The organism is Achromobacter sp. RW408, from assembly GCF_003184165.1.
GTDB classification, from domain to species: Bacteria; Pseudomonadota; Gammaproteobacteria; order Burkholderiales; family Burkholderiaceae_B; genus Achromobacter; species Achromobacter xylosoxidans.
This window is the reverse complement of the sequence record NZ_QHHO01000049.1, coordinates 2,174,445-2,197,269: the sequence shown is the minus strand read 5'-3', so window position 1 is coordinate 2,197,269 and position 22,825 is coordinate 2,174,445. Positions and strand designations below refer to the sequence as shown.

The following is a 22,825-nucleotide window of genomic DNA, read 5'->3' as shown; positions in this document are numbered from 1 at the left end:
ACGCCACCATGAAATCCGCCGCCAAACTGGCCGCCGCCCTGGCCCTGAGCCTGCCTTTCGCCGCCCAGGCCCACGACGTCTGGATGGTGCCGTCCTCGACGGTGCTGTCCGGCACCGACAGCTGGATCACCGTGGACGCCGCCGTCGGCAACGACAAGTTCTACTTCAACCACGCGCCGCTGCGCCTGGACGGCCTGGCCGTGGTGGCGCCGGACGGCTCCGCCGCCGACGCCGAGAACCTGAACCGCGGCAAGCTGCGCAGCACCTTCGACCTGCAGCTCAAGCAGGCCGGCACCTACCGCATCGCCGTGGTCAACGACGGCGTGTTCGCGCGCTGGAAGGAAGACGGCAAGCCCAAGCGCTACTTCGGCAAGCCCGAGGGCCTGGCGCAGGCCGTGCCGGCCAACGCCGCCGACCTGGAGGTCACGCAAAGCCTGGGCCGCGTCGAGACCTTCGTCACCGCCGGCAAGCCCAGCGCGGTCAAACCCGTCGGCCGCGGCCTGGAACTGGCGCCGGTGACGCACCCGAACGATCTCTACGCTGGCGAAGCGGCCAGCTTCCAGATGCTGCTGGACGGCAAGCCCGCCGCCGACCTGGACGTCACCATCGTGCCGGGCGGCGCCCGCTACCGCGACAAGGTCGGCGAGATCGCCGTCAAGACCGACAAGGACGGCAAGTTCTCGGTGAAGTGGCCGCAACCCGGCCTGTACTGGGTGGAAGCCGGCGCCGAGGACGCCAAGGTGACGGTGGCCCAGGCCAAGAAGCGCCGCCTGTCGTACGCCGGCACCGTCGAAGTGCTGCAACCCTGACAGCCGCCGACCGCATGCCGGACACGCCCTCCTACGCGCCGCGCGGCGCGGTCGCGGCAACGCCGCGGGTCAGCTTCGGCGGCCTGCCGGCGCGCCCCGCCGCGCTGGCGGGCGCCACCATGGGCACCACATGGTCGGCGCGGCTGTCCCTGCCCGCCGGCCTGGGCGACGGCGCCGCGCGCCAGGCGATCCAGGCAGCCCTGGACGAGGTGGTGGCGCAGATGAGCACCTGGGAGACCGAGTCCGACATCAGCCGCTACAACCGCGCCGGCCCCGGCTGGCGCGCGCTGCCGGCGGCCTTCTTCCACGTGCTGCAACACGCGCTGGCGCTGGCCGAGGACAGCGGCGGCGCCTACGACCCCACCGTCGGTCCGCTGGTCAATGCCTGGGGTTTCGGCCCCTGGCAGCGCGCCTTCGAACCGCCCTCTCCCGCCGCGATCGACGCCGCGCGCCAGCGCTGCGGCTGGCGCCGGGTGGCGCTGGACGCGGCGCGCGGCGCCGCCTTCCAGCCGGGCGGTGTCTACCTGGACCTGTCTTCCATCGCCAAGGGCTACGGCGTGGATCGCGCCGCGCAGGCGCTGGACGCGCTTGGCATCACCGACTACCTGGTCGAAGTGGGCGGCGAGCTGCGCGCGCGCGGCCGGCGCCCCGACGGCCAGCCCTGGCGCGTGGCGGTGGAAGTGCCGGATGGCAGCGACGCGCACGCGCTGGCCCTGCCGCTGCGCGACCTCGCCATCGCCACCTCGGGCGACTACCGCCGTTTCGCCGGCGAAGGCGCGGCCCGCTATGCCCACACCATCGACCCGCGCAGCGGCCAGCCGGTGCGCAACGGCGTCGCCTCGGTCACGGTGCTGCATGCCGGCTGCATGCAGGCCGATGCGCTGGCCACCGCGCTGACGGTGCTCGGCGAACGCGATGGACTGGCCTACGCCGAGCGCCACCGCCTGGCGGCGCTGTTCATCGTGCGCGACGCCGATGGCTACCGCGTCGGCGCCAGCGCGGCCTTCCAGGCCCTGGCCGCGCGCTGAGTCATGACGTCCCGCTGGATCGCCGCCGCGTGCGTGGTGCTGGCCTGGCTGCTGCTGTGCGGCTGGGCCTGGCGTCGCGCGCGGCGACGTCAGGCGCAGGCGGCGCAGGCCCTGCGGGACCTGGACGCCCCCCAGGCGGACGACGCCATCCTGGTGGCCTACGCCAGCCAGACCGGCCAGGCCGAAGCGCTGGCGGCGCAGACCGCGCAATCGCTGCGGACCGGCGGCCTGGCGGTGCGTGTCGCGCCCCTGGCGCAACTGGATGGCGCGCGCCTGGCCGCCAGCGGCCGCATCCTGTTCATCGCCAGCACCTACGGCGAAGGCGATGCGCCCGACGCGGCCGCGGCCTTCGCCAGCCAGACGATGCAGGCCGCGACGCCGCCGCTGGACGGCCTGCGCTACGCGGTGCTGGCGCTGGGCGACAGCGACTACGCGCATTTCTGCGGCTTCGGCCGCCGCCTCGATGAATGGCTGCGGCAACAGGGCGCCACGCCGCTGTTCGACCGGGTCGAGGTGGACGGCGGCGATCCGGCGGACCTGCGCCATTGGCAACATCACCTGGGCCTGCTGGCCGGCCGCGCCGACCTGCCCGACTGGGAGACGCCTGCCTACGAAGCCTGGCGGCTCGCCGGCCGCGAACTGCTCAATCCCGGCAGCGAAGGCGGCCCCTGCTACCTGCTGACGCTGGCCCCGCCCGCGAGCGGCGCGCCCGTCTGGCTGGCGGGCGACATCGCCGAAATCGGCCCGCGCCTGGCGCGCGGCGGCGCGCTGCAACCGCATCGCGAGTATTCGATCGCATCGCTGCCGGCCGATGGCGTGCTGCAGTTGCTGGTGCGCCAGATGCGCAAGCCCGATGGCACGCTGGGCGTGGGCAGCGGCTGGCTGACGCACATCGCGCAGCCAGGCGACAGCATCGCGCTGCGCATCCGCGGCAACCGCAACTTCCATGCGCCCGTCGACGGCCGGCCAATGATCCTCATCGGCAACGGCACCGGCCTGGCCGGCCTGCGCGCCCTGATCAAGGCGCGCCGCGCCGCCGGGCACGAGCGCAACTGGCTGGTGTTCGGCGAACGGCACGCGGCGCACGACAACTTCTGCGGCGACGAGATCGCGGCCTGGCGCCAGGACGGCACGCTGGCGCGCGTGGACAGCGTGTATTCGCGCGACCAGCCCGGGCGCCGCTACGTGCAGCATTGCCTGCTGGAGCAGGCCGCCGACGTGCGCGCCTGGATCGACGAGGGGGCCGCGATCTATGTCTGCGGCAGCCTGCAAGGCATGGCCGGCGGCGTGGACGCCGCCCTGCGCGACATCCTGGGCGCCGAGCGTCTGCAAGCCCTGCAGCACGACGGTCGCTACCGGCGCGACGTGTACTGAGGCCGCGCCGGCGTCGCGCGTACGAGCGCCGGGCCGCCCGTTGCAAGCGGCTCGCGCAACCCGGCTTATTGCAGCTTGATCTGCGCGCGCTCGATCACCGACTTCCAGCGATCGCGTTCGGCGCGGATCTGTTCGCCGAACTCGGCCGGCGTATTGCCGAGCGGGAAGGCGCCGGTCTCTTCCATCTTGGCGGCGGTGGCGGGGTCGCGCACCGCCTGGGCGAAGGCCTGCGCGAGCTTGTCGCGCACGTCCGCCGGCATGCCCGCCGGCCCCACCACGCCGTACCAGGCGGTGACGTCGTAATCCTTGTAGCCCTGCTCGGCGAAGGTCGGCACGTCCGGCAGGCGCGGGTTGCGCGCGGTCCCGGTGATGGCCAGCGCCCGCAGGTGATTGCTCTTGATGTAGGGCAGCGACGACGGGAAGTTGTCGAAGATCACCGGCACCACGCCGCCCACCGTGTCGGTCAAGGCCGGCGCCGAGCCGCGGTACGAGATGCTGTTCATCTTGCCCCCGGTGATCTGCAGGAACCAGATCATGCCCAGGTCATTGACGCCGCCGGCGCCGGCATTGGCGTAGCCGTCCTTGCCCGGATTGGCGCGCACGTGCGACACGAACTCGGCCAGCGTCTTCGCCGGGTATTGCGGGTTGACGCTGAGGATGTTGGGGCTGGTCACCAGGTTGCTGATGGGCGTGAAGTCCTTGACCGGGTCGTAGGCCAGCTTGGGGAACAAGTGCGGCGCGGTGCCATGGGTGCTGACGGTCGCCAGCCCCACGGTGTAGCCGTCCGGCTTGGCGCGCGCGGTGGCGGCCATGCCGATGGTGCCGGAGGCGCCGGTGCGGTTCTCGACCACGACCTGCTGCCCCAGGATCTCGCCCGCCTTGGCGGCGGCCAGGCGGCCGACGATATCGGTGGGGCCGCCGGCCGGGAACGGCACGATCAAGGTGATGGGACGGTCGGGGAATTCGGCGTGCGCCGCGGGCAACAGGGCGGCCAGCGCCAGGGCGGCGCAAGTCTTGCGGATCATGGGGTTGTCTCCTGTGGGGATCGGTTCTGCTTGTTATCGGGAAAATTCCGGCGCGCCGGCGATGCTGGCGTCGCGGCGCAGGATCCTGCCGGGGCGATGCGACGGGGGGGCTTGCGGGAACACCGCGCAGCCGTTGACCAGCACGTGCTCGATGCCGGCCGAGGCCAGCGTCGGCGCGTCCCAGGTGGCGCGGTCGCACACCGTGTCGGCGTCGAACACGACCACGTCGGCCCAGGCGCCCACGGCCAGCCGGCCGCGATCGGCCAGGCCGAACACGCGCGCCGGCAGCGCGGTCATCTTGGCCACGGCGGCCTCCAGCGTCAGCAGTTCGGCTTCGCGCACGTAGCGGCCCAGCACTCGCGTGAAACTGCCCCACAGGCGTGGGTGCGGATGGGCATCGTTGGGCAGGCCATCCGAGCCGACCATGCAGCATTCGTGCTGGAAGATGCGGCGCACCTCGTTCTCGTCCATGGCGAAGTAGATCGCGCCCGCCGGGCACAGGCGGCGCGCCGCCGTGACCGCGTCGCAGCCCCAGCGCGCGGCGATCTCGGCCAGCGACTGGCCGCCGCATTCGGGATGCGGGGTCGACCAGGTGATGCGGATGTCGTCGATCTGGTCGGCGCGCTCGGGTATCAGGATGGTGGAGCTGCCCGGATACGGGTAGATGTCCAGCGCCACGTCGACGCCGGCGGCGCGGGCGCGGTCGATGTTGGCCAGCGTGGCGGCGCTCTTGCCCCAGTTGGCCGGCATCATGCATTTGTGGTGCGACAGCACCGTGGCGCAGCCGGTGCGGCGACCGACCGCCAGCACCTCGTCGACGGCGGCCTCGACTGCGTCGCCCTCGTTGCGGATGTGGCTGGTGTGCAGCGCGCCGCGCGCCGCCGCGACGCGCGCCAGGCCGTCCAGTTCGGCTTGCTCGGCGACGCCGCCGGGCTGGTAGGCCAGGCCCGTGCTGAATCCCACCGCGCCGGCCTCCAGCGCGTCGGCCAGCATGCGCTCCATCGCCCGCTGCTCCTTCGCGCTGGGCCGTGCCGCCGGATCGCGCATGGCGGCCAGGCGCAGGTTGGCGTGGCCCACCAGGGCGGCCACGTTGATCATCGGCCGCTGCGCCTCCAGCGCGCCGAAGTACATGGCCATGTCCGCGAACAGCGGCGAGTCGCCCAGCAGGGCCAACGCCGCGGCGGTATTGCCCGGCAGCGGCGCCGGCGCGCCGCTGATGCCGCAGTTGCCGACCACCACCGACGTGATGCCCTGGCTGGTCTTCCATTCCAGGCCCGGTTTTTCCACGAACATCAGGTCATCGTGGCCATGGGTATCGATGAAGCCGGGCGCGACGATCCTGCCGCCGGCATCGAGGCGCCGGTCCGCTGGCGCGGCCGACAGGTCGCCGATGGCGGCGATGCGCTCGCCACGGATGCCGACGTCGGCGCGGCGGCGCGGCCCGCCCAGCCCGTCGATCACCCAGCCGCCTTCGATGACCAGATCCAGTTTTTCCTGCATGCAACTTCCGCCTTGATGGGGCCGGCGATGACGCCGGCCGCTTGTGCGGGCCGCCCGTGGACGGCCCTGGTGCTTGATGAAGCCCCTAGTATCGTCCGGCCGATCAATCTGGAAAAATTGTTTTTATTGATCCATCTATCGTGATTTGAAATGTATCGCCTACCCAAGCACGTCACCCTCAAGCACCTGACCGCGTTCGTCGCGGTGGCGCAGGAGTCCAGTTTCACCCACGCCGGCAAGCGCCTGTTCCAGACCCAGTCGTCGGTCACCAGCCTGGTGCGCCAGCTGGAGGAAGCGCTGGCCACCCGGCTGTTCGCGCGCACCAGCCGGCGCGTGCTGCTGACCGCGGCGGGCGAGGAATTCCTGCCGCGCGTGATGCGCCTGTTGGCCGATTTCGACGGCGCGATCGAGGACGTGGTGCGCTTCGGCGCGCTGGAGCGCGGCCGTGTCGGCGTGGCGGCCGCGCCCTCGGCCATCACCCAGGTGATCGCGCCGGCGGCGGCGGCATTCGCGGCGCAGTACCCCGCCATCCGCCTGTACCTGAGCGACGACAACTCCGGCCGCATCCAGCGCAAGGTGGCCGCGCGCGAGGTCGATTTCGGCCTGACCAGCCGCTGGGCCGACGCGCCCGGCCTGCAGTTCGACGCGCTGCTGGAGGACCGCTTCGGCGTGCTGTACCGACGCGACGACGCCAGCCTGCGGCCGGGGCGCGACGGCGCCATGCGCTGGTCCGACCTGGCGGGCCGCAAGCTGGTGGGGGTGGTGGACGAGACCGGCATCATGGCGCTGCTGCGGGCTCGCGCGGACCTGCCGATCGAAGCCGCCGCGCCGTTCTACGAGGCCTCCAGTACCACTTCCCAGGCAGCGTTGGTGAAGGCCGGCATGGGCGTGGCGCTGCTGCCGGCGCTGGCGGCGCAACGCGTGCTGGAACCCGGACTGGACTACGCGCTGCTGGCGCGGCCCACGGTGGTGCGCACGCTGTGCATCATCCGCCACAAGGAGCACGCGCTGAGTCCGGCCGCCGAAGCGCTGATCCGCGCCATCCGCGACTACCTGCGCGGCGCGCCGTTGCCGGCCGGCTGCAAGCTGGCCGCGGGCGCGACCCGCCGGCGCGCCTGAGGCGCATCGGCGTCGCCGTGGCAACGCCGGCGGGGCATGCGCCCGCCCCGCCGCGACGATACGCGCCGCTCAGGCGCGCAGCTTTTTGTCCAGCGCCGCCAGTCCGGCGGCGAACACGCCCTGCCCCACGGCGGTTGCCACCGCCTGCAGGTCGGCGCCATCCTCGACGCGGAAGTCGGCCCACCATTCGACCAGCGTGGCACCGCTCTCGGTGATCGCGCGCAAGGCGACGCCGGCGACATAGTCGCGCATCGGCAGGTCGGTCTCGATGATCGAATAGCGCAGCGCCGTGCCCGGATCGTCCAGCATCAGCAATTGCTCGCGCACGAAGCCCGAGGGCTTGAGCGACAGGTAACGCACCGAGCCGATGGCATCGTGGCGGCCGCCTTCTTCCAGACGGCTTTGCGCGATGCCGGGATGCCATCCCGCCAGGCCGTTGAAATCACGAAACAGCGGCCAGACCTTGGCCAGCGGCGCCTGGACGATGGCGCTGGTGTAGACGGTATGCGGCATGCGGACTCCTGACGGGCGCGCGGCGCCCCGGCGGAAACGGATGAAGGGGAAAACTCAGAATGTCAGTTGCTTGAACTCGCGGGTGGCGGCGGTCAGCGCCTGTTCGGTGGGCAGGCGCTCCATCGAGCTGGCGCCGTAGAAGCCATGGCAATGCCGGCAGTGGCGCAGGATGTGGGCGGCGTCCTCGGGCGTGGCGATGGGGCCGCCGTGGCACAGCACGATCACGTCCGGACGCACGGCCAGCGCGGCCGCGGCGATGCGGTCGATGGCGGCGACGCAGTCATCCAGCGTCAGCGCGGTCTCGGCGCCGATCGAGCCGCCGGTGGTCAGGCCCATGTGCGCGACGATGATGTCGGCGCCGGCCTGCGTCATCGCCACGGCGTCGTCCTCGTTGAACACGTAGGGCGTGGTCAGCATGCCCTTTTCGTGCGCCAGGCGGATCATGTCCACTTCCAGCGCGTAGCCCATGCCGGTCTCTTCCAGGTTGGCGCGGAAGGTGCCGTCGATCAGGCCCACGGTGGGGAAATTCTGCACGCCGGCAAAACCCTGGCGCTTCAGGTCGTCCAGGAACACGTCGAAGTCGCAGAACGGATCGGTGCCGTTGACGCCGGCCAGCACCGGCGTGCGCTTGACCACCGGCAGCACTTCGCGGCCCATGTCGACCACGATCTCGTTGGCGTTGCCGTAGGCCAGCAGGCCGGCCAGCGAGCCGCGCCCGGCCATGCGGTAGCGGCCCGAGTTGTAGATCACGATCAGGTCGATGCCGCCCGCTTCCTCGCACTTGGCGGACAGTCCGGTGCCGGCGCCGCCGCCCACGATGGGGGTGCGGTCGCGCACCATGGCGCGGAACTTGTCCAGCAGTTGGTTACGGTCAAAGCGCGGCATGGCGGCAATCCTCAGTGTGTGGCGATGTCGAGAAACTGTTCGACCGCGGTGCGGGCGAACAGCGGGTCGTTGATGTGGCAGGGCACGCGCACCAGGCGGCGGTCGGCGGTCTGCACCAGATTGGCCTGCAGCGCCTCGAACAAGGCCGCGTCGGCCTGCGGGTCCCAGAATGCCTGGCCCGGCGCGTCCAGCGCCGACACGCCGCCTTCGGGGATCAGGAAGCGCACGGGGCCGTCGCAGCGGTTCAGCCGCTCAGCGATCCATTCGCCCTGGCGGCGGTTCTCTTCCGCGGTGGTGCGCATCAGCGTCACCTGCGGGTTGTGGGGGTAGAAGGTGCGGCCGCGGTAGCGTTCCGGCACCGAGTCCATGGCGCCGAAATTGACCATGTCGAGCGCGCCGCAGGAACCCACGTACGGCGCCCGGGTGCGCGCCACGGCGCCGAAGCGGTCCTCGGTGCAGGCCAGCACGCCGCCGAACAGGAAGTCGCAGACCTCGGTGGTGGTCAGGTCCAGCACGCCGGACAACAGATGGCTGTCGAGCAGCTTTTCCATCGACTGGCCGCCGGTGCCGGTGGCGTGGAACACCAGGCAGTCGTAGCGCGATTCGAGCAGCGGCGTCACCTGCTGCACGCAGGCGGTGGTGACGCCGAACATGGTGATGCCGACGGCCGGACGGCTGTCGTCGCCGGCCACGCTGGCGGCCAGGCGGAAGGCGCCGCCGATGGCGCCGGCGGCATTGGCCAGCACGCGGCGCGAGATGCGGTTCAGGCCGGCCACGTCGGTCACGGAATACATCATCGCGATGTCCGACGGCCCGACGTAGGGCGCGACGTTGCCCGACGCCATGGTCGATACCATCAGCTTGGGCACGCCGATGGGCAGCGCGCGCATGGCCGGCGTGATGAGCGCGGTGCCGCCGGAACCGCCCAGGCCCAGCAAGGCGCCGATATCGGAGTTGGCGGCCGCGTAGCGTTCGAACGCCAGCGCCATGGCCGCGATGGCGGTGCCGCGGTCGCCGGTGAAGACGGCCTGCTCGCCCCGCGGATGGCTGCGCGCCACTTCCCGCGCCTGTACCTGCGCCGCGCTGGCCGCGCCCGTGGTGGACACGTCCACCGAGACCACGTCCAGGCCTTCGCGCTTGAGCAGCGCAACCACGTACTCGGCCTCGTGGCCCTTGGTATCGTAGGTGGCGGCCACGAAGACCCGCCGATTCGAATGCGTCATGACTCCTCCGCGGGCGGCTACACTCGGTGCGCGCCTCGATATGTCTGGGGCCGCCCAGGGCCTGTAGAATCAAGAAATGAGACGAAAGAATCATACTGAGACACCTGTCTCACGTCAAACCACGACACCCGCCCCCAAGCCGCCGGCCGCGCCCGCGCGCCTGATCGCGCCCGCCAGCCGCCAGGCCGCAGCCAGCGGCGAGCCGCCGCACGGGCCGCGCGCGCGCATGCGCAAGATCCTGCTGGACGCCGCGCAGCGGCTGATGGCGCAAGGCATCACGCCGTCGGTGGCGGAGCTGGCCGAGCATGCCCAGGTGTCGCGCGCCACCGCCTACCGCTACTTTCCCAGCCAGAGCGCGCTGATCGCCGCCGTGGTCGACGAGAGCCTGGGCCCGATCCTGGCGTGGGACTCGGCCGCGCCGGACGCCGCCACCCGCGTGGATGAACTGCTGCGTTTCGCCTATCCGCGCCTGCAAGCGCACGAAGCGCCGCTGCGCGCCGCCATCCAGGTGTCGTTGCAGCAGCATGCGGATGCCAGCGCCGGCCGCGCCGGCAACGAACCCCGGCTGGTGCGCGGCCATCGCGTCGACATCCTCAGGCGCGCCATCGCGCCGCTGGCCGGCGTGCTGACGCCGGCGCAGCAGGATCGCGTGGCGCAGGCGCTATCGCTGGTCTACGGCACCGAAGTGTTCCTGGTGCTCAAGGACATCTGGGGCCTCGGCCAGGCCGAGGTCACCGAGGTCGCCCGCTGGACCGCCAATGCCATCATCCGGCAGGCGCTGGCCGACGTCGCCGACGCGCCGGCGGCGGATCCGCGCAGGCGCTGAGCGCCGCGCGCGCCGCCCGAGGCGCAGCCACGGCCTCGCCCCGCATACCCTGTCATTGCCACGTCACCCGCGCGCCTCATAGTGCGGGCCTTCGCGGCGCCGCGCCTCCTTGCGGCCCGCATGACGCTGGAGCATGGAATGCAGTTCGAAGTAACCCGCCTGCGGCGGACCCTGATGCCGCTGTCGCTGGCTTGCGTAACCCTGTTGAGCGCCTGTGGCGGCAGCGATGACGACGATGAGACCCCCGCCGTCACGCCGCCCCCGGTCGTGACCGACCCCACGCCGCCGGTCCGCACGGGCGCCTGGAGCGCCGGCGACCTGCACGTGCACACCATCCAGTCCGACGACGCGCAGACCACGCTGGAAAGCGTGCTGGACCAGGCCTTCGACCGCTACAAACTGGACTGGGCCGCGCTCTCGAACCACCTGCGCATGTCCGGACGCGACCACACCGGCCTGGCGATCCCGGGCGGATCGATTCCGTTCTCGACCGGCATGGCGCGCTACGAAGTGCCGTTCATCAAGCAGGCACAGGCCGCGGGCCGCTACGCCGGCAAGATCATCTTCTCGTCGTTCGAGTGGGACATGCCCACGCACGATCACGTCAACATCGGCATCGGCACCAACGACCCGATGTCCGAGAAGTCGCTGCGCGCCGTGGCCGAGTTCGAATACCTCTACACCAACAAGGCCGCCAACCTGTTCGATCCGCAGCTGGTATCGGACCTGGCCGGCCAGGCGCGCGCCTACACCACCCACGCCGATTCGCTGACGGCGCTCAAGTGGCTGCGCGACAGGCACCCCGACAGCTACATGCTGCTGAATCACCCGTCGCGCTACGCCGGCAAGTACACCGTCGGCCAATTGCGTGAGATGCACGACCTGGCGCCGTCGATCTTCTTCGCCATCGAAGGCATGGTGGGCAACCAGATGGAACCCGACCGCGGCGGCTACGCCGAGGCCTACACGGCCGACAAACTGCCCAACCGCACCTACGGCGGCGTCGACTACCTGGTGGCCAAGCTCGGCGGCACCTGGGACGCGCTGCTGGGCGAAGGCCGCCGCATCTGGACCGTGGCCGATTCGGACTTCCATTTCCGCGTCAACGCCACCGGCCAGTACAGCAGCGGCTACGCGCCGGGCGAATACGCCAAGACCTATGTCTGGAAGGACGGCAAGGACATGGCGGCGGTGGTCGCGGGCCTCAAGAGCGGCCGCCTGTTCGGCGTGTTCGGCGACCTGATCGACGCGCTCGAATTCCAGGCGCGCGGCGCCTCGGGCACCGCGCAGATGGGCGGCGAACTGGTGGCGGCCAAGGGCGAGCAGGTGGAAGTGACCATCCGCTTCCGCAGCCCCGGCAGCAACCATTACGAATACCCGATCGAAAGCGGCAACCCGACCTACGTCAAGCCGACCGTGCATCACGTCGACCTGATCGTGGGCGACGTCGGCGCCCGCGCCGCCGCCGGCACCCCGGCCTATGACAATGCCACCAATCCGAGCACCCGGGTGCTGGGCCGCTACACCAGCAAGGACTGGACGGTGGACCAGGACGGCTACAGCGTCATCAAGGTCAAGCTGACCGCGGACAAGAGCCAGTACCTGCGCCTGCGCGGCACCAACCTGGCGCCCGACGTGGCCGGTGAAACCGCCAACGGCGAACCGCTGGCGGACGCCAAGATCGACCTGGCCGACAACGCGGCCCGCTTCAACGCCATCAACGCGCGCAACTACAACGACCTGTGGTTCTATTCGAATCCGGTGTTCGTCACCGTCAAACAGTAGGACGGCTCGCGCCGGCGCGGCATGTCGAGCCGCGCCGGCCCGGCCCGAAACGCGAGCGGCACGGATTCTCTTTTATAAGTCACAGTTATTTTGTTGACCTCCAACCCCTCGCTTGCTACATATGAGGGCGCAACTGCACTTGGTTCCTGATTATTCTCATCGGAGGATTTTTATGAGCAAGCGAATTGTTGTCGTGGGAGGCGGGGTCGGCGGCACCATGCTGGCCAACCAACTGGTGCACAAGCTCTACCCCGAAGTGGCGGCCGGCAAGGTCAGCATCATGCTGCTGTCCGATTCGCCGGATCATTACTACAAGCCGGCCTTCATGTATGTGGCATTCAATCTGTTCTTTCAGGAAGAACTCAAACGCCCCGAACGTTCCCTGCTGCGGCCCGAGATCGAGTTCCGCGTCGACAAGGTGACGCGCTTCGATTTCGATGCCCAGCAACTGCACACCCGCGGCGGCAAGCGCCACGGCTACGACTATCTCGTGATCGCCACCGGCTGCGTGCCCGCCCCCGAGCGCATCGAGGGACTGCGCGAAGCGGGCGATCATTTCTACCAGTACGAGCCGGCGCGGCAACTGGCCAGCCGCCTGGCCACGATCGAGCGCGGCCGCGTGTTCGTCAGCGTCACCTTTCCCAAGACGCCGAACGTGCCGCACCAGTGCGGCATCGCGCCGATCGAGACCACGCTGATGCTGGACGACTATCTGCGCCGCCGCGGCGTGCGCGACCGCGTCGAGATCGTCTACACCTACCCGACCACCTCGCAACTGCTGCGCAACTGCCTGTTCCTGCAAAAGCCCACCTGCGAAGTGCTGCCGGCCATCTTCGAACAGCGCGGCATCCGGTTCCAGCGCGGCTTCACGCTGGCGAAGGTGGACCCCGACCGGCGCATCGCCTATTCGGAAGAAGGCGTCGAGCAACCCTTCGACATCCTCATGGCCACGCCGCCGATCCGCGCGGTCGATGCGGTGCTGGAATCGGGCGCCTCGCAGGCGCCCGACAACGAAGGCTGGCTGCCGACCGATCACGAGACCATGCAGGTCTACGGCCTGCGCAACGTGTACGTGATCGGCGACACCGTGGACCTGCCGGTCAGCAAGGCCGGCGGCTCATGCCACAACCAGGCGCCCGTCATCGCCAACAACATCGCCGGCGAGATCCGACTGGGCCATCCCTGCAGCGCGTACGACGGCCGCGTCCAGGCCGTGGCGCAGATGGGCCTGAACGCCGGCATGCCGCTCTGGTACGACTACACCCATGACGTGCGGCCGACACCGCCGACCAAGCTGGGCGGGTTGCTGCGGCATGGTTTCAACCGGGGCCTGTACTGGTCCGTCGCCAGGGGAATGCTATGAACGCTCCGCACGACAACAGCCTGCCCGCGGCCGGGCAATGCGCCGCCGTGTTCGACGCGCCGCCCGCGGCTGGCGGCAACGATGCGCTGGCGCAACTGGCGGACAAGCTGCAACCGCTGGCCGACAGCGGACGCCTGGACAATATCGTCGACCTGCTGGCGCTGGCGTCCGACCTGGTCGACCTGCTCGATGCGCCGATGGTGGAAAAACTGGGCGCGCTGTCGGAGCAGGCCACGGGCGCCGCCTGGACCCTGTCCAACGCCTGGCGCGCGGCCCAGGCGCAAGGGTTGCAAGAGGCGCGCCCGCCGGGCCTGGGCGGACTGTTCCAGCTCTCGCGCGACGAGGATACGCGGCGCGGGCTGGCGCTGGTGCTGCGGACGCTGCAAGGGCTGGGCCGGCAACTGGGTGACCAGCGGCAGGACTACACCGCCTCCTGATGCGGTAGGCCGGCACCGCCCCCCGGGTCCCGGCCCGGCAAAACAAAGCCCCGCAAGCGATCGCCTGCGGGGCTTTCTGTACACGCCGCCTGGACGGGCGGCGCGTAGGCGCTTACTGCAACGTGCGCGTGAAGACGAACTTGCCGTCGCGCCAATCCACCGGCACCACGTCGCGCGGCCCGAACTGGCCTTCCAGAATCAGCTTGGCGACCGGGTTCTCGATCTGCTGCTGGATCGCGCGCTTGAGCGGACGCGCGCCGAACACCGGATCGAAGCCATCGCGTGCCAGTTCGGCCAGCGCGGGCTCGGTCACTTCCAGCCGCATCTCCTGCTTTTCCAGTCGCTCGGCCAGGCGGCGCAGCTGGATGCGGGCGATGGACTCGATGTGCTGCGCTTCCAACCCGTGGAACACCACCACTTCGTCGATGCGGTTCAGGAACTCGGGCCGCAGCGTCTGCTTGAGCTCGCCCCAGACCACTTCCTTGACCACGTCGTACGGCTGGCCGGCCAGCGTCTGGATATGCTGCGAACCCAGGTTGGAGGTCATCACGATGACGGTGTTGCGGAAGTCCACGGTGCGGCCCTGGCCGTCGGTCAGGCGGCCATCGTCCAGCACCTGCAGCAGCACGTTGAAGACGTCCGGGTGGGCCTTCTCGACTTCATCGAGCAGCACCACGCTGTAAGGCTTGCGGCGCACGGCCTCGGTCAGGTAGCCGCCCTCTTCGTAGCCCACGTATCCGGGCGGCGCGCCGATCAGCCGCGCCACCGAGTGCTTCTCCATGAATTCGCTCATGTCGATGCGGATCATGTGCTCTTCGGAGTCGAACAGGAACTCGGCCAGCGCGCGCGTCAGCTCGGTCTTGCCCACGCCGGTGGGGCCCAGGAACAGGAACGAACCGTACGGGCGCGAGGGATCCGCCAGGCCCGCGCGCGAACGGCGGATGGCATCGGACACCAGGCGCACGGCCTCGTCCTGGCCAACCACGCGCTTGTGCAGGTATTCCTCCATGTGCAGCAGCTTCTCGCGTTCGCCCTGCATCATCTTGGATACCGGGATGCCGGTGGCGCGCGACACGACCTCGGCGATTTCCTCGGCGCCGACACGGGTGCGCAAGAGGCGCGGACGACCTTCGCCGCCCTCGGCCTCCTCGGCCGCTTCAGCGGCGCCGACCTCGGCGGCCTTCAGGCGCGCTTCCAGGTCGGGCAGCTTGCCGTACTGCAGCTCGGCCAGCTTGTCGAACTGGCCCTTGCGCTGCAGCTCGGCCATTTCGGCGCGCACGCTGTCGATCTCTTCCTTGATGGCCTGGGTGCCCTGCACCGCGGCCTTCTCGGCCTTCCAGATTTCCTCGAAGTCGTTGTATTCGCGTTGCAGCTTTTCGAGCTCGTCCTCGATCACGCCCAGGCGGCGCTTGGAGGCGTCGTCGGTTTCCTTCTTGACGGCCTCGCGCTCGATCTTGAGCTGGATGATGCGGCGGTCGAGCTTGTCCATCACTTCCGGCTTGGAGTCGATTTCCATGCGGATGCGGGCGCCGGCCTCGTCGATCAGGTCGATGGCCTTGTCGGGCAGGAAGCGGTCGGTGATATAACGGTGCGAGAGTTCGGCCGCGGCCACGATGGCCGGGTCGGTGATCTCGACGCCGTGGTGGATCTCATAGCGCTCCTGCAACCCGCGCAGGATGGCGATGGTGGACTCGACATCGGGTTCGTCGACCAGCACCTTCTGGAAGCGGCGCTCGAGCGCGGCGTCCTTTTCGATGTACTTGCGGTATTCGTCCAGCGTGGTGGCGCCGATGCAGTGCAGCTCGCCGCGCGCCAGCGCCGGCTTGAGCATGTTGCCGGCGTCCATCGCGCCTTCGGCCTTGCCGGCGCCGACCATGGTGTGCAGCTCGTCGATGAAGACGATGTTGCTGCCGTCGTCCTGCGACAGTTCCTTGAGCACGGCCTTCAGGCGCTCTTCGAATTCGCCGCGGAACTTGGCGCCGGCCAGCAGCGCGGCCAGGTCGAGCGACAGCACGCGCTTGCCGCGCAGGGTCTCGGGCACTTCGTCGTTGACGATGCGCTGCGCCAGGCCCTCGACGATGGCGGTCTTGCCCACGCCGGGTTCGCCGATCAGGACCGGGTTGTTCTTGGTGCGGCGCTGCAGGATCTGGATGGTGCGGCGGATTTCGTCGTCGCGGCCGATCACCGGGTCGAGCTTGCCCTGGCGGGCGCGCTCGGTCAGGTCCAGGGTGTACTTGGCCAGCGCCTCGCGGTTGGATTCGCCTTCGGCGCCGGAGACGTTCTCGCCGCCGCGCACGGCGTCGATGGCGGCTTCGAGGGCCTTTTTCTGCAGGCCCGCCTCGCGCAGGATGCGGCCGGCCTCGCCCTTGTCGTCGGCCAGGGCCAGCAGGAAAAGTTCGCTGGCGATGTAGGTGTCGCCGCGGCGCGCGGCTTCCTTGTCGGTGCGAGTCAGCACGCCCTGCAGGTCGCGGCCGACCTGGACGTTGTCATCGCCCTGCACCTGGGGCAGCGCCTTGAGCGCGGCATCCAGGGCCGGCTGCAGCCGGTTGACGGCCACGCCGGCGCGCGCCAGCAGGCTGCCGGCGCCGCTGTCGGGGTCGGACAGCAACGCCGACAGCACGTGGACGGGCTCGATGTAGGGGTGATCGTTGCGGGCGGCCAGACTCTGAGCGTCGGCCAGGGCTTGCTGGAACTTGGTGGTCAGTTTGTCGAATCGCATAATGGTCGTTGTGGCTTGTTGGTGAGCCTGACCGATACGCGCCGGCGGGCTCGATGACCTGAATATGCGGCCGGATGCGAGAATTTCAATACCTCGCCGGCCTCATGGCTTTATGTCCGTGGACACATCCGCGTGCAGCAACAATCTGAACTATGAGCATATACGTTTTTGTCTACGGCACGCTACGCGCGGGCGAAATCAACGACCTGGCGCAAGCGGCCGCGCGGCGCGCGCTGCCGCCCGCCCGCCATCTCGGCGCGGCCACCGTGCCGGGCGCGCTGGTGGACTTCGGCGACTGGCCCGGACTGGTCCCGGTGCGGGACGGCCGCCGCGTGCGCGGCGACATCTACGCGGTCTGCCCGGCCCTGCTCGCCCTGATGGACGAGATCGAGGAATACGCGCCCGGCCGGCCCGGCTGCTTCGTGCGCCGGCCTGTACTGGCCCGCCCGCTGGCGCCGCCCGGCGCCGCCGCGGTGGCCTGCCAGTACTACCCCATCGATCCGGCCTGGCGCGGGGCGGCGCCGGACGTCGCCGCGGACGACTGGATCGCCTACCGCCAGGCCCGCGGACACCCCGTATCGCCGTAAGGTTCTACTGCAAAACCGCCCCGTAAGACACCCGTAGTAACAACGGACTACAATGGGTACCTGTCTTCACGCTTTAAGCCCGTCCAGGCCACCCGCCGGGTCCGGGCACTATAAAGGTCATCGTATGCAAAAACGGGTTCCCGTTGCCCCTGATGCCGCCCACTGTTCCACGTGTATGTTGGGCCACGTGTGTGTCCCGGTCGGGATGGCAGCCGCCGAAGTGGAAAAGCTGGACGAGCTGGTGAAAGAGCGTGTGCGCCTTGAAAAGGGCAAGACGCTGTATTCGCTGGATCACCCCCTGGACGCCGTCTACGGCGTGCGCTTCGGCAGCCTGAAAACGCAGCTCGAGGACGCCACCGGCCAGATCCAGATCACCGGTTTCCACCTGCCCGGCGAGATCGTCGGCATGGACGGCATGCTCGACGGCAAGCACGTCTCGGCCGCCGTCGCGCTGGAAGACTCCGAAGTCTGCGTGATCCGCTTGAACGAAGTCGACCGCGTGGCCGCCCACCTGCCCTCGCTGCAGCAGCAGTTCCGCCGCCTGATGAGCCGCGAGATCACGCGCTCGCACCAGATGCTGGCGTCGCTGGGCTCGATGCGTTCCGAACAGCGCCTGGCCGCGTTCCTGCTGAACCTGTCGCAGCGCTATGCCTCGCTGGGCTACTCGTCCACCGAGTTCGTGCTGCGCATGAGCCGCGAGGAAATCGGCAACTTCCTGGGCCTGACGCTGGAGACGGTCAGCCGGCTGTTCTCGCGTTTCGCGCGCGACGGCCTGATCCGCATCAACCAGCGCGAAGTCCGCATCCTGGACCAGCCCGCGCTCAAGCAACTGCTGGGCCACGAGGGCTGCTGACGCCCGCCCGCGCCATGCGCCGCACCGCCGCACCCGGCGCCTCACAGCCCTGCCCGGCGCCGCGCCTGTCGCGCTCGCCCCGGGCCTGGTGCGCGGCGGCGCTGGCCCTGGCGGCCCTGCTACCCCTGGCGGCGCATGCGCAGACGCCGCTGCCCGATCCCTACGATTACGACGAACCCGTGCCCGCGCCCAAGCGGGTGGCGGTGCCGCGCTGGCAGGCGCTCGAACTGGGCAGGCCGGGCCATCGCTACAAGGTACCGGTCTATGCTAACCGGAACCTGGCGCGCGCCGACCTGCGCGATATCAAGCAAATCGTGATCGTGTTCCACGGCGTCAAGCGCAACGCCGACGCCTATTACGAAACCGTCGCCACGCTGCTGGCCGCCAATCCCGCCCGCGCCAATGACACGCTGATCCTGGCGCCGCGCTTCGTCGGCTCGATCGACTCGGGCTTCGCCGGCATGGCCGCGTGGCGCAAGGCCAGCTGGGAGGACGGCGAGGACAGCGTGCAGGCCAGCGGCCGACCGGCGCCGGTCAGCTCGTTCCAGGTGATCGACGACCTGCTGCGCAGCCTGGACGACCGCAAGCGCCTGCCGATACTGGCCGGCATCGTGCTGGCCGGCCACTCCGGCGGCGGCCAGCTGGTGCAGCGCTATGCGGTGCTCAATCCCGTCGACGGCCCGCTGCGGCGCGACGGCATCGCCATCCGCTACGTGATCGCGAATCCTTCCTCCTACCTGTACCTGACCCGCGAGCGCCCGCGCCCCGACGGCAAGGGCTACGCGCCCTACGAACGCGGCATCTGCCCCACCTATAACCAGTACAAGTACGGCACCGACAAGTTGCCGGCGTACGCGCAGGAAACCGACGACACGCGCCTGTTCATCCGCTACGCGGAGCGCGACGTGACCTACCTGCTGGGCGGCGCGGACAACAACCCCGAGCACCGCCTGCTGGACAAGACCTGCGGCGCCGAAGCGCAAGGCGCCACGCGGCTGGCGCGCGGCACGGCCTACCTGCAATACGAGCGCATCGTCGCGGCGCGCGGCAACCACCCCGTGACGCTGCACCGCGCCGGCTTCGAAGTGACCGGCGTCGGCCATGACAACAAGGGCATGTTCAGCTCGGTCTGCGGCGCGCGCGCGCTGCTGGGTGAAAACGCGATCGCGCCAGCCGGCGCGGCCGCCTGCACGGTGATCGAGCCGCCGCGCAAATAGCCCGGAAAGCCATGTGCCGGTTATTGACGCGAAACTGAACGAATATCCCGGACGGACGCAGGGGTGCATTTTGGCGCCGACAGGCGCAACATAGGCGGGTACCGTCTCCGTGGAAGACAGATATGAGCCAAGCGTATCTCGACATGCCCGACGCCAAACGCCGCATCAAGGCGATCTTCGTCGGCTCCATGGGCAACCTGGTCGAATGGTATGACTTCTACGCCTATACCGCCTTCGCCCTGTATTTCGCCCCCGCCTTCTTCCCCTCGCACGACCCGGTCGTGCAGCAACTGAACGCCGCCACGCTGTTCGCCGCCGGCTTCATCGTGCGGCCGCTGGGCGGCTGGCTGTTCGGCCACCTGGCCGACCGCCACGGGCGACGATTGTCGCTGATGGTGTCGGTGGGCATGATGTGCGTGGGGTCGCTGATCATCGCGGTCACGCCCACCTATGCCTCGATCGGGCTGGCGGCGCCGGCGCTGCTGGCGCTGGCGCGGGTCATCGAAGGCCTGAGCCTGGGCGGCGAATACGGCGCCAGCGCCACCTATCTCACCGAGATCGCCGATCCGAACCACCGCGGCTTCTATTCCAGCTTCCAGTACGTCACGCTGATCGGCGGGCAGCTCTGCGCCATCCTGGTGCTGCTGTTGCTGCAGAACGTGTTCCTGACGCACGAGCAGCTGGTGCAATGGGGCTGGCGCATTCCCTTCGTGATCGGCGCCATGCTCGCCATCATCACCGCTGTCATGCGGCGCGACATGCCGGAAACCGATTCCTACAAGCAGGCCAGCCAGCACAAGCCGCAGACCAGCTCGCTGCGCGGCCTGCTGCGCTATCCGCGCGAGGTCGCGATCGTGGTCGGCCTGACGGCCGGCGGCACGGCGGCGTTCTACACCTTCACCACCTACATGCAGACCTTCGTGCGGCAGACGGCCGGGTTCTCCGACATCGTCACCACCTACGTGATCGCCGCGTCGCTGATCTTCGCGCTGATCCTGCAGCCGCTGTACGGCGCGCTGTCCGACAAGATCGGGCGCAAGCCGCTGCTGGTGTTCTTCGGCATCGCGGGCGCGCTGCTCACGGTGCCGTTGCTGATGACGTTGTCGCATACCCGCTCGCCGTTCATCGCCTTCCTGCTGATCTGCGCGGCCTGGCTCTTCACCGCCGGCTACACCTCGATCAACGCGGTGGTGAAGGCCGAGCTCTTTCCCACCAACATCCGCGCCACCGGCGTGGCGGTGCCATACGCGATCACCGTGTCCATCTTCGGCGGCACCGCGCCGGCCATCGCCCTGTGGTTCAAGCAGCAGGGCCACGAGCAGTGGTTCTACTACTACCTGGCGGGCGTGATCTTCATTTCGCTGCTGGTGTACGCCACCATGCGCGACACCAAGCACCAGTCGGCGATGCACCGGCACGAGTGATCCGGCTTCCCAGGGCGCGGCGCGGCAATTCGCCCGTCGCGCCGGGGTCCCTTGAAAAAAAGTGTAAGCGTGCGGCCCGGGGGCTTGCGGTGGCAGCCGCTTCGGCCAACACTTAACCTTATGGTTAAGTTAATGAATTCCCCGCTCGACGACGCTCAACTGGACCGTGTGTTCTCCGCCCTGGCGGATACCACCCGGCGCCGGGTGCTGGCCGACCTGGAGCCGGGCCCGGCTTCCGTCGGCACGCTGGCCCGGCCCCATGCAATGTCGCTGCCTGCCTTCATGAAGCACTTGCGGGTGCTGGAGGACGCCGGCCTGATTGCCCGGGCCAAGGATGGCCGGGTGGTCCGCTGCACCTTGTCGGCCGGGCCGATGCGGTCGGCGTCCGACTGGCTGGCGCGCTACGAGAAATTCTGGAACGGGCAGCTCGACTCGCTGGCCCGCTACCTTTACCACGAAGAGGAGACCCACCCATGTCCACCGACACCGACCTCGAATTGCGCCTCCGGCGGCGCTTCAACGCCCCCGTCGAACGCGTCTGGCGAGCCTGGACCGAACCGCAAGCGCTGATGCGCTGGTTCGGCCCCGCCGAAACACGCGAAGTGCTGCTGGCCGAAACCGACCTGCGGGTCGGCGGCGCCTATCACATCGGCTTTGCGACCGAAGACGGGCTGGCGCACTACGCCCGGGGCCAATACCGGGAAGTGCAGCCGCAGCGCAAACTGGTCTTCACCTGGACCTGGCGCGACGCGCCGCAGGAAACCTCGCTGATCACGCTGACATTTACGCCCGCGGACCACGGCACCGACCTGGACTTCCTGCAGACCCCGTTCGTCGACGAGGCCACCCGCGACAGCCATGGCAGCGGCTGGGCCGGCGCGATGGACCGGCTGGCGGCCGACCTGGCCGGCGCGGCGTAGGCGCCCTCCCGACCCCGCTAACGGCGCGCGCCCGTCAAGGGCCGCGCCGGCGCCTCGGGCGCGGCCGTGATGCGTTCGGCGTGTGGCGACAGGATCTCGAGCGGCGCGGTGGCGTGGGCCACGCAAGGCAGGATCCAGCCTTCGTCCTTTTCGTCGCGCGACAGGCCGGGCCACTCGATGCGGTAGCGCACCGCGCCCGCGCGCAGCTGGCACATGCACGCGCGGCAGGTGCCGTTGCGACAGGAACTGGGCAGCTTGATGCCGGCCGCCTGCGCCGCGGCCAGCACGGAGGTGTCGGCATCGGCGTCGAAGCGCCAGCCGGACGGCTGCAACAGCACGGCAAAGGACGGCATGGGCGTTGTCCCCGGCGCTCAGGCGGCGTGTTCCTGCCAGTCCAGCTGCCAGGCGCCGGACAGCACGTTCTGCAGCCACAGCGTGCAGGTCAGCGTCTTGGCGTCGGTGACCTCGCCTTTGGCGCAGGCGGCGTACAGATCGGCGGGGTCGGCGCTGAATACGTCCAGGAATTCATCCTGGTCCAGTTGCCGGGGCCCGGCGCGCAGCCCGCGCGCGAAGTAGATGTGGATGATCTCGGTGGAATAGGCGATGGCCAGGTGCAGGGCGCCGGCGCGGGCCCACTGCGTGGCGGTATAGCCGGTTTCCTCGAGCAGTTCGCGCTTGCCGCAGGCCAGCGGGTCCTCGCCGGGATCGAGCTTGCCGGCCGGAAACTCCGTCATGACGCGGCCGATCGGATAGCGATACTGGCGCTCGAGCAGCACGCGGCCGTCGTCGAGCAGCGGGATCACCACCACCGCGCCCGGATGCACCACGTATTCGCGGGTGGAGGTGTTGCCGTTGGGCAGGCGCACCACGTCGTTGCGGATCTTGAGGAAACGGCCGTCGTAGGCGGCCTCGCTGGAGACGCGTTCTTCGTACAGATGGGAATCGGGCTTGTCGGTCATGGCGGGCGTGATGGAGTTCAGCGCGGGGGCAGCGCGAAACCGTGCCGGCCCGCGCGCGAAGAGCTTGCAGCTTACCATCGGCTCCGCGCCGTTCAGGCGTCGACGCGGATCACGATCTTGCCGAAGTGACGGCCCGAGGCCAGGCGCTCGAACGCGGCCGGCACAGGCGCGGCCGGCGGCCGAGAAAGCCCCCCCACGCCGCCGCTGCGCGGGTCGCTGCCCCCCGAGGGGGCGTTTTTGCCTTGGGGCGGCCCGGCGG

Annotated in this window: 22 protein-coding genes; 14 read left to right on the top strand and 8 right to left on the bottom strand. The window is 69.6% G+C overall.

Annotated elements, in window-relative coordinates; genetic code table 11:
- Positions 1–8: 8 nt before the first annotated feature.
- The 3 genes from DK459_RS29575 to DK459_RS29565 are packed head-to-tail and all read left to right on the top strand — an operon-like array spanning position 9 to position 3,211.
- Positions 9–809, top strand: coding sequence for a DUF4198 domain-containing protein (locus DK459_RS29575; protein WP_049054982.1), 801 nt, complete (start codon positions 9–11; stop codon positions 807–809).
- 14 nt (positions 810–823) lie between these two features.
- Positions 824–1,837, top strand: a complete 1,014-nt coding sequence (locus DK459_RS29570; protein ID WP_110135225.1) for an FAD:protein FMN transferase — start codon at positions 824–826, stop codon at positions 1,835–1,837.
- Between the two features lie 3 nt (positions 1,838–1,840).
- On the top strand, positions 1,841–3,211 hold the full coding sequence (locus DK459_RS29565; RefSeq protein WP_070542365.1) for a sulfite reductase subunit alpha: 1,371 nt from the start codon (positions 1,841–1,843) through the stop codon (positions 3,209–3,211).
- Positions 3,212–3,276: 65 nt separating this feature from the next.
- Here DK459_RS29565 and DK459_RS29560 read toward each other — a convergent pair whose 3' ends face one another.
- Both DK459_RS29560 and DK459_RS29555 read right to left on the bottom strand, forming a co-directional pair.
- Positions 3,277–4,236, bottom strand: a complete 960-nt coding sequence (locus DK459_RS29560) for a tripartite tricarboxylate transporter substrate binding protein BugE (RefSeq protein WP_024069551.1) — start codon at positions 4,234–4,236, stop codon at positions 3,277–3,279.
- 33 nt (positions 4,237–4,269) lie between these two features.
- Entirely contained in the window at positions 4,270–5,736 is a 1,467-nt protein-coding gene (locus tag DK459_RS29555) for an N-acyl-D-glutamate deacylase (protein ID WP_110135224.1), read from the bottom strand.
- Positions 5,737–5,886: 150 nt separating this feature from the next.
- Here DK459_RS29555 and DK459_RS29550 point away from each other — a divergent pair, with 150 nt between their 5' ends.
- Positions 5,887–6,855 (top strand): LysR family transcriptional regulator, encoded by a 969-nt coding sequence (locus DK459_RS29550; protein ID WP_038503978.1) that lies wholly within the window; start codon positions 5,887–5,889, stop codon positions 6,853–6,855.
- A gap of 69 nt (positions 6,856–6,924) precedes the next feature.
- On the opposite strand, the gene DK459_RS29545 is transcribed toward DK459_RS29550, so the two are convergent.
- Genes DK459_RS29545 through DK459_RS29535 form a run of 3 tightly spaced genes read right to left on the bottom strand, consistent with a single transcriptional unit; the run spans position 6,925 to position 9,476 of the window.
- Complete coding sequence (locus DK459_RS29545; protein WP_054498694.1) at positions 6,925–7,368, bottom strand: SRPBCC family protein; 444 nt, start codon at positions 7,366–7,368, stop codon at positions 6,925–6,927.
- 54 nt (positions 7,369–7,422) lie between these two features.
- Positions 7,423–8,253, bottom strand: coding sequence for a phosphoenolpyruvate hydrolase family protein (locus DK459_RS29540; RefSeq protein WP_020928481.1), 831 nt, complete (start codon positions 8,251–8,253; stop codon positions 7,423–7,425).
- An 11-nt stretch (positions 8,254–8,264) separates the two neighbouring features.
- On the bottom strand, positions 8,265–9,476 hold the full coding sequence (locus DK459_RS29535; RefSeq protein WP_054436874.1) for a Tm-1-like ATP-binding domain-containing protein: 1,212 nt from the start codon (positions 9,474–9,476) through the stop codon (positions 8,265–8,267).
- 160 nt (positions 9,477–9,636) lie between these two features.
- Between DK459_RS29535 and DK459_RS29530 the strand changes: the two genes are divergently transcribed.
- The 4 genes from DK459_RS29530 to DK459_RS29515 all read left to right on the top strand — a co-directional run bounded on the left by DK459_RS29530 (position 9,637) and on the right by DK459_RS29515 (position 13,887).
- Positions 9,637–10,302, top strand: a complete 666-nt coding sequence (locus tag DK459_RS29530) for a TetR/AcrR family transcriptional regulator (protein ID WP_026384440.1) — start codon at positions 9,637–9,639, stop codon at positions 10,300–10,302.
- Between the two features lie 138 nt (positions 10,303–10,440).
- Positions 10,441–12,087 carry an S-layer protein gene (locus DK459_RS29525; protein WP_110135223.1) on the top strand — a complete coding sequence of 549 codons (1,647 nt, stop codon included), beginning with the start codon at positions 10,441–10,443 and terminating at the stop codon, positions 12,085–12,087.
- Positions 12,088–12,259: 172 nt separating this feature from the next.
- Positions 12,260–13,450: an FAD/NAD(P)-binding oxidoreductase gene (locus DK459_RS29520; protein WP_020928484.1), complete on the top strand. Its 1,191-nt coding sequence runs from the start codon at positions 12,260–12,262 to the stop codon at positions 13,448–13,450.
- Complete coding sequence (locus tag DK459_RS29515; protein ID WP_047991228.1) at positions 13,447–13,887, top strand: DUF1641 domain-containing protein; 441 nt, start codon at positions 13,447–13,449, stop codon at positions 13,885–13,887. Before DK459_RS29520 ends, DK459_RS29515 begins: the two co-directional genes overlap by 4 nt.
- 112 nt (positions 13,888–13,999) lie before the next feature.
- Here the strand turns inward: DK459_RS29515 and clpB are convergent, their stop codons facing one another.
- Positions 14,000–16,606 carry an ATP-dependent chaperone ClpB gene (clpB, locus tag DK459_RS29510; protein ID WP_006385057.1) on the bottom strand — a complete coding sequence of 869 codons (2,607 nt, stop codon included), beginning with the start codon at positions 16,604–16,606 and terminating at the stop codon, positions 14,000–14,002.
- Positions 16,607–16,758: 152 nt separating this feature from the next.
- On the opposite strand from clpB, the gene DK459_RS29505 reads away from it, so the two are divergent.
- The 6 genes from DK459_RS29505 to DK459_RS29480 all read left to right on the top strand — a co-directional run bounded on the left by DK459_RS29505 (position 16,759) and on the right by DK459_RS29480 (position 21,607).
- Positions 16,759–17,193, top strand: a complete 435-nt coding sequence (locus DK459_RS29505; RefSeq protein ID WP_024069559.1) for a gamma-glutamylcyclotransferase — start codon at positions 16,759–16,761, stop codon at positions 17,191–17,193.
- A 124-nt stretch (positions 17,194–17,317) separates the two neighbouring features.
- Positions 17,318–18,046, top strand: coding sequence for a helix-turn-helix domain-containing protein (locus tag DK459_RS29500; RefSeq protein ID WP_026384438.1), 729 nt, complete (start codon positions 17,318–17,320; stop codon positions 18,044–18,046).
- Between the two features lie 14 nt (positions 18,047–18,060).
- On the top strand, positions 18,061–19,263 hold the full coding sequence (locus tag DK459_RS29495) for a hypothetical protein (protein WP_223203201.1): 1,203 nt from the start codon (positions 18,061–18,063) through the stop codon (positions 19,261–19,263).
- Positions 19,264–19,385: 122 nt separating this feature from the next.
- Positions 19,386–20,687, top strand: coding sequence for an MFS transporter (locus DK459_RS29490; protein WP_006385055.1), 1,302 nt, complete (start codon positions 19,386–19,388; stop codon positions 20,685–20,687).
- A 132-nt stretch (positions 20,688–20,819) separates the two neighbouring features.
- Positions 20,820–21,257 (top strand): helix-turn-helix transcriptional regulator, encoded by a 438-nt coding sequence (locus tag DK459_RS29485; protein WP_006385054.1) that lies wholly within the window; start codon positions 20,820–20,822, stop codon positions 21,255–21,257.
- The gene (locus tag DK459_RS29480) at positions 21,161–21,607 is read left to right on the top strand and encodes an SRPBCC domain-containing protein (protein ID WP_070781133.1); all 447 of its coding nucleotides are present in this window, start codon (positions 21,161–21,163) and stop codon (positions 21,605–21,607) included. The genes DK459_RS29485 and DK459_RS29480 overlap by 97 nt, the downstream gene beginning before the upstream one ends.
- A gap of 17 nt (positions 21,608–21,624) precedes the next feature.
- On the opposite strand, the gene DK459_RS29475 is transcribed toward DK459_RS29480, so the two are convergent.
- Both DK459_RS29475 and DK459_RS29470 read right to left on the bottom strand, forming a co-directional pair.
- Positions 21,625–21,960: a 2Fe-2S iron-sulfur cluster-binding protein gene (locus tag DK459_RS29475; RefSeq protein ID WP_020928492.1), complete on the bottom strand. Its 336-nt coding sequence runs from the start codon at positions 21,958–21,960 to the stop codon at positions 21,625–21,627.
- An 18-nt stretch (positions 21,961–21,978) separates the two neighbouring features.
- On the bottom strand, positions 21,979–22,566 hold the full coding sequence (locus DK459_RS29470; RefSeq protein ID WP_024069563.1) for an NUDIX domain-containing protein: 588 nt from the start codon (positions 22,564–22,566) through the stop codon (positions 21,979–21,981).
- Between the last annotated feature and the right edge of the window lie 259 nt (positions 22,567–22,825).

Coding starts and splice junctions, on each gene's coding strand:
- DK459_RS29545 (WP_054498694.1), bottom strand. CDS start 7,368: ATGCCGCATACCGTCTACACCAGCGCCATCGTCCAGGCGCCGCTGGCC.
- DK459_RS29475 (WP_020928492.1), bottom strand. CDS start 21,960: ATGCCGTCCTTTGCCGTGCTGTTGCAGCCGTCCGGCTGGCGCTTCGAC.
- DK459_RS29470 (WP_024069563.1), bottom strand. CDS start 22,566: ATGACCGACAAGCCCGATTCCCATCTGTACGAAGAACGCGTCTCCAGC.
- DK459_RS29485 (WP_006385054.1), top strand. CDS start 20,820: ATGAATTCCCCGCTCGACGACGCTCAACTGGACCGTGTGTTCTCCGCC.
- DK459_RS29565 (WP_070542365.1), top strand. CDS start 1,841: ATGACGTCCCGCTGGATCGCCGCCGCGTGCGTGGTGCTGGCCTGGCTG.
- DK459_RS29555 (WP_110135224.1), bottom strand. CDS start 5,736: ATGCAGGAAAAACTGGATCTGGTCATCGAAGGCGGCTGGGTGATCGAC.
- DK459_RS29515 (WP_047991228.1), top strand. CDS start 13,447: ATGAACGCTCCGCACGACAACAGCCTGCCCGCGGCCGGGCAATGCGCC.
- DK459_RS29535 (WP_054436874.1), bottom strand. CDS start 9,476: ATGACGCATTCGAATCGGCGGGTCTTCGTGGCCGCCACCTACGATACC.
- DK459_RS29500 (WP_026384438.1), top strand. CDS start 17,318: ATGCAAAAACGGGTTCCCGTTGCCCCTGATGCCGCCCACTGTTCCACG.
- DK459_RS29520 (WP_020928484.1), top strand. CDS start 12,260: ATGAGCAAGCGAATTGTTGTCGTGGGAGGCGGGGTCGGCGGCACCATG.
- DK459_RS29480 (WP_070781133.1), top strand. CDS start 21,161: ATGTCCACCGACACCGACCTCGAATTGCGCCTCCGGCGGCGCTTCAAC.
- DK459_RS29525 (WP_110135223.1), top strand. CDS start 10,441: ATGCAGTTCGAAGTAACCCGCCTGCGGCGGACCCTGATGCCGCTGTCG.
- DK459_RS29490 (WP_006385055.1), top strand. CDS start 19,386: ATGAGCCAAGCGTATCTCGACATGCCCGACGCCAAACGCCGCATCAAG.
- DK459_RS29550 (WP_038503978.1), top strand. CDS start 5,887: ATGTATCGCCTACCCAAGCACGTCACCCTCAAGCACCTGACCGCGTTC.
- DK459_RS29575 (WP_049054982.1), top strand. CDS start 9: ATGAAATCCGCCGCCAAACTGGCCGCCGCCCTGGCCCTGAGCCTGCCT.
- DK459_RS29495 (WP_223203201.1), top strand. CDS start 18,061: ATGCGCCGCACCGCCGCACCCGGCGCCTCACAGCCCTGCCCGGCGCCG.
- clpB (WP_006385057.1), bottom strand. CDS start 16,606: ATGCGATTCGACAAACTGACCACCAAGTTCCAGCAAGCCCTGGCCGAC.
- DK459_RS29505 (WP_024069559.1), top strand. CDS start 16,759: ATGAGCATATACGTTTTTGTCTACGGCACGCTACGCGCGGGCGAAATC.
- DK459_RS29560 (WP_024069551.1), bottom strand. CDS start 4,236: ATGATCCGCAAGACTTGCGCCGCCCTGGCGCTGGCCGCCCTGTTGCCC.
- DK459_RS29540 (WP_020928481.1), bottom strand. CDS start 8,253: ATGCCGCGCTTTGACCGTAACCAACTGCTGGACAAGTTCCGCGCCATG.
- DK459_RS29570 (WP_110135225.1), top strand. CDS start 824: ATGCCGGACACGCCCTCCTACGCGCCGCGCGGCGCGGTCGCGGCAACG.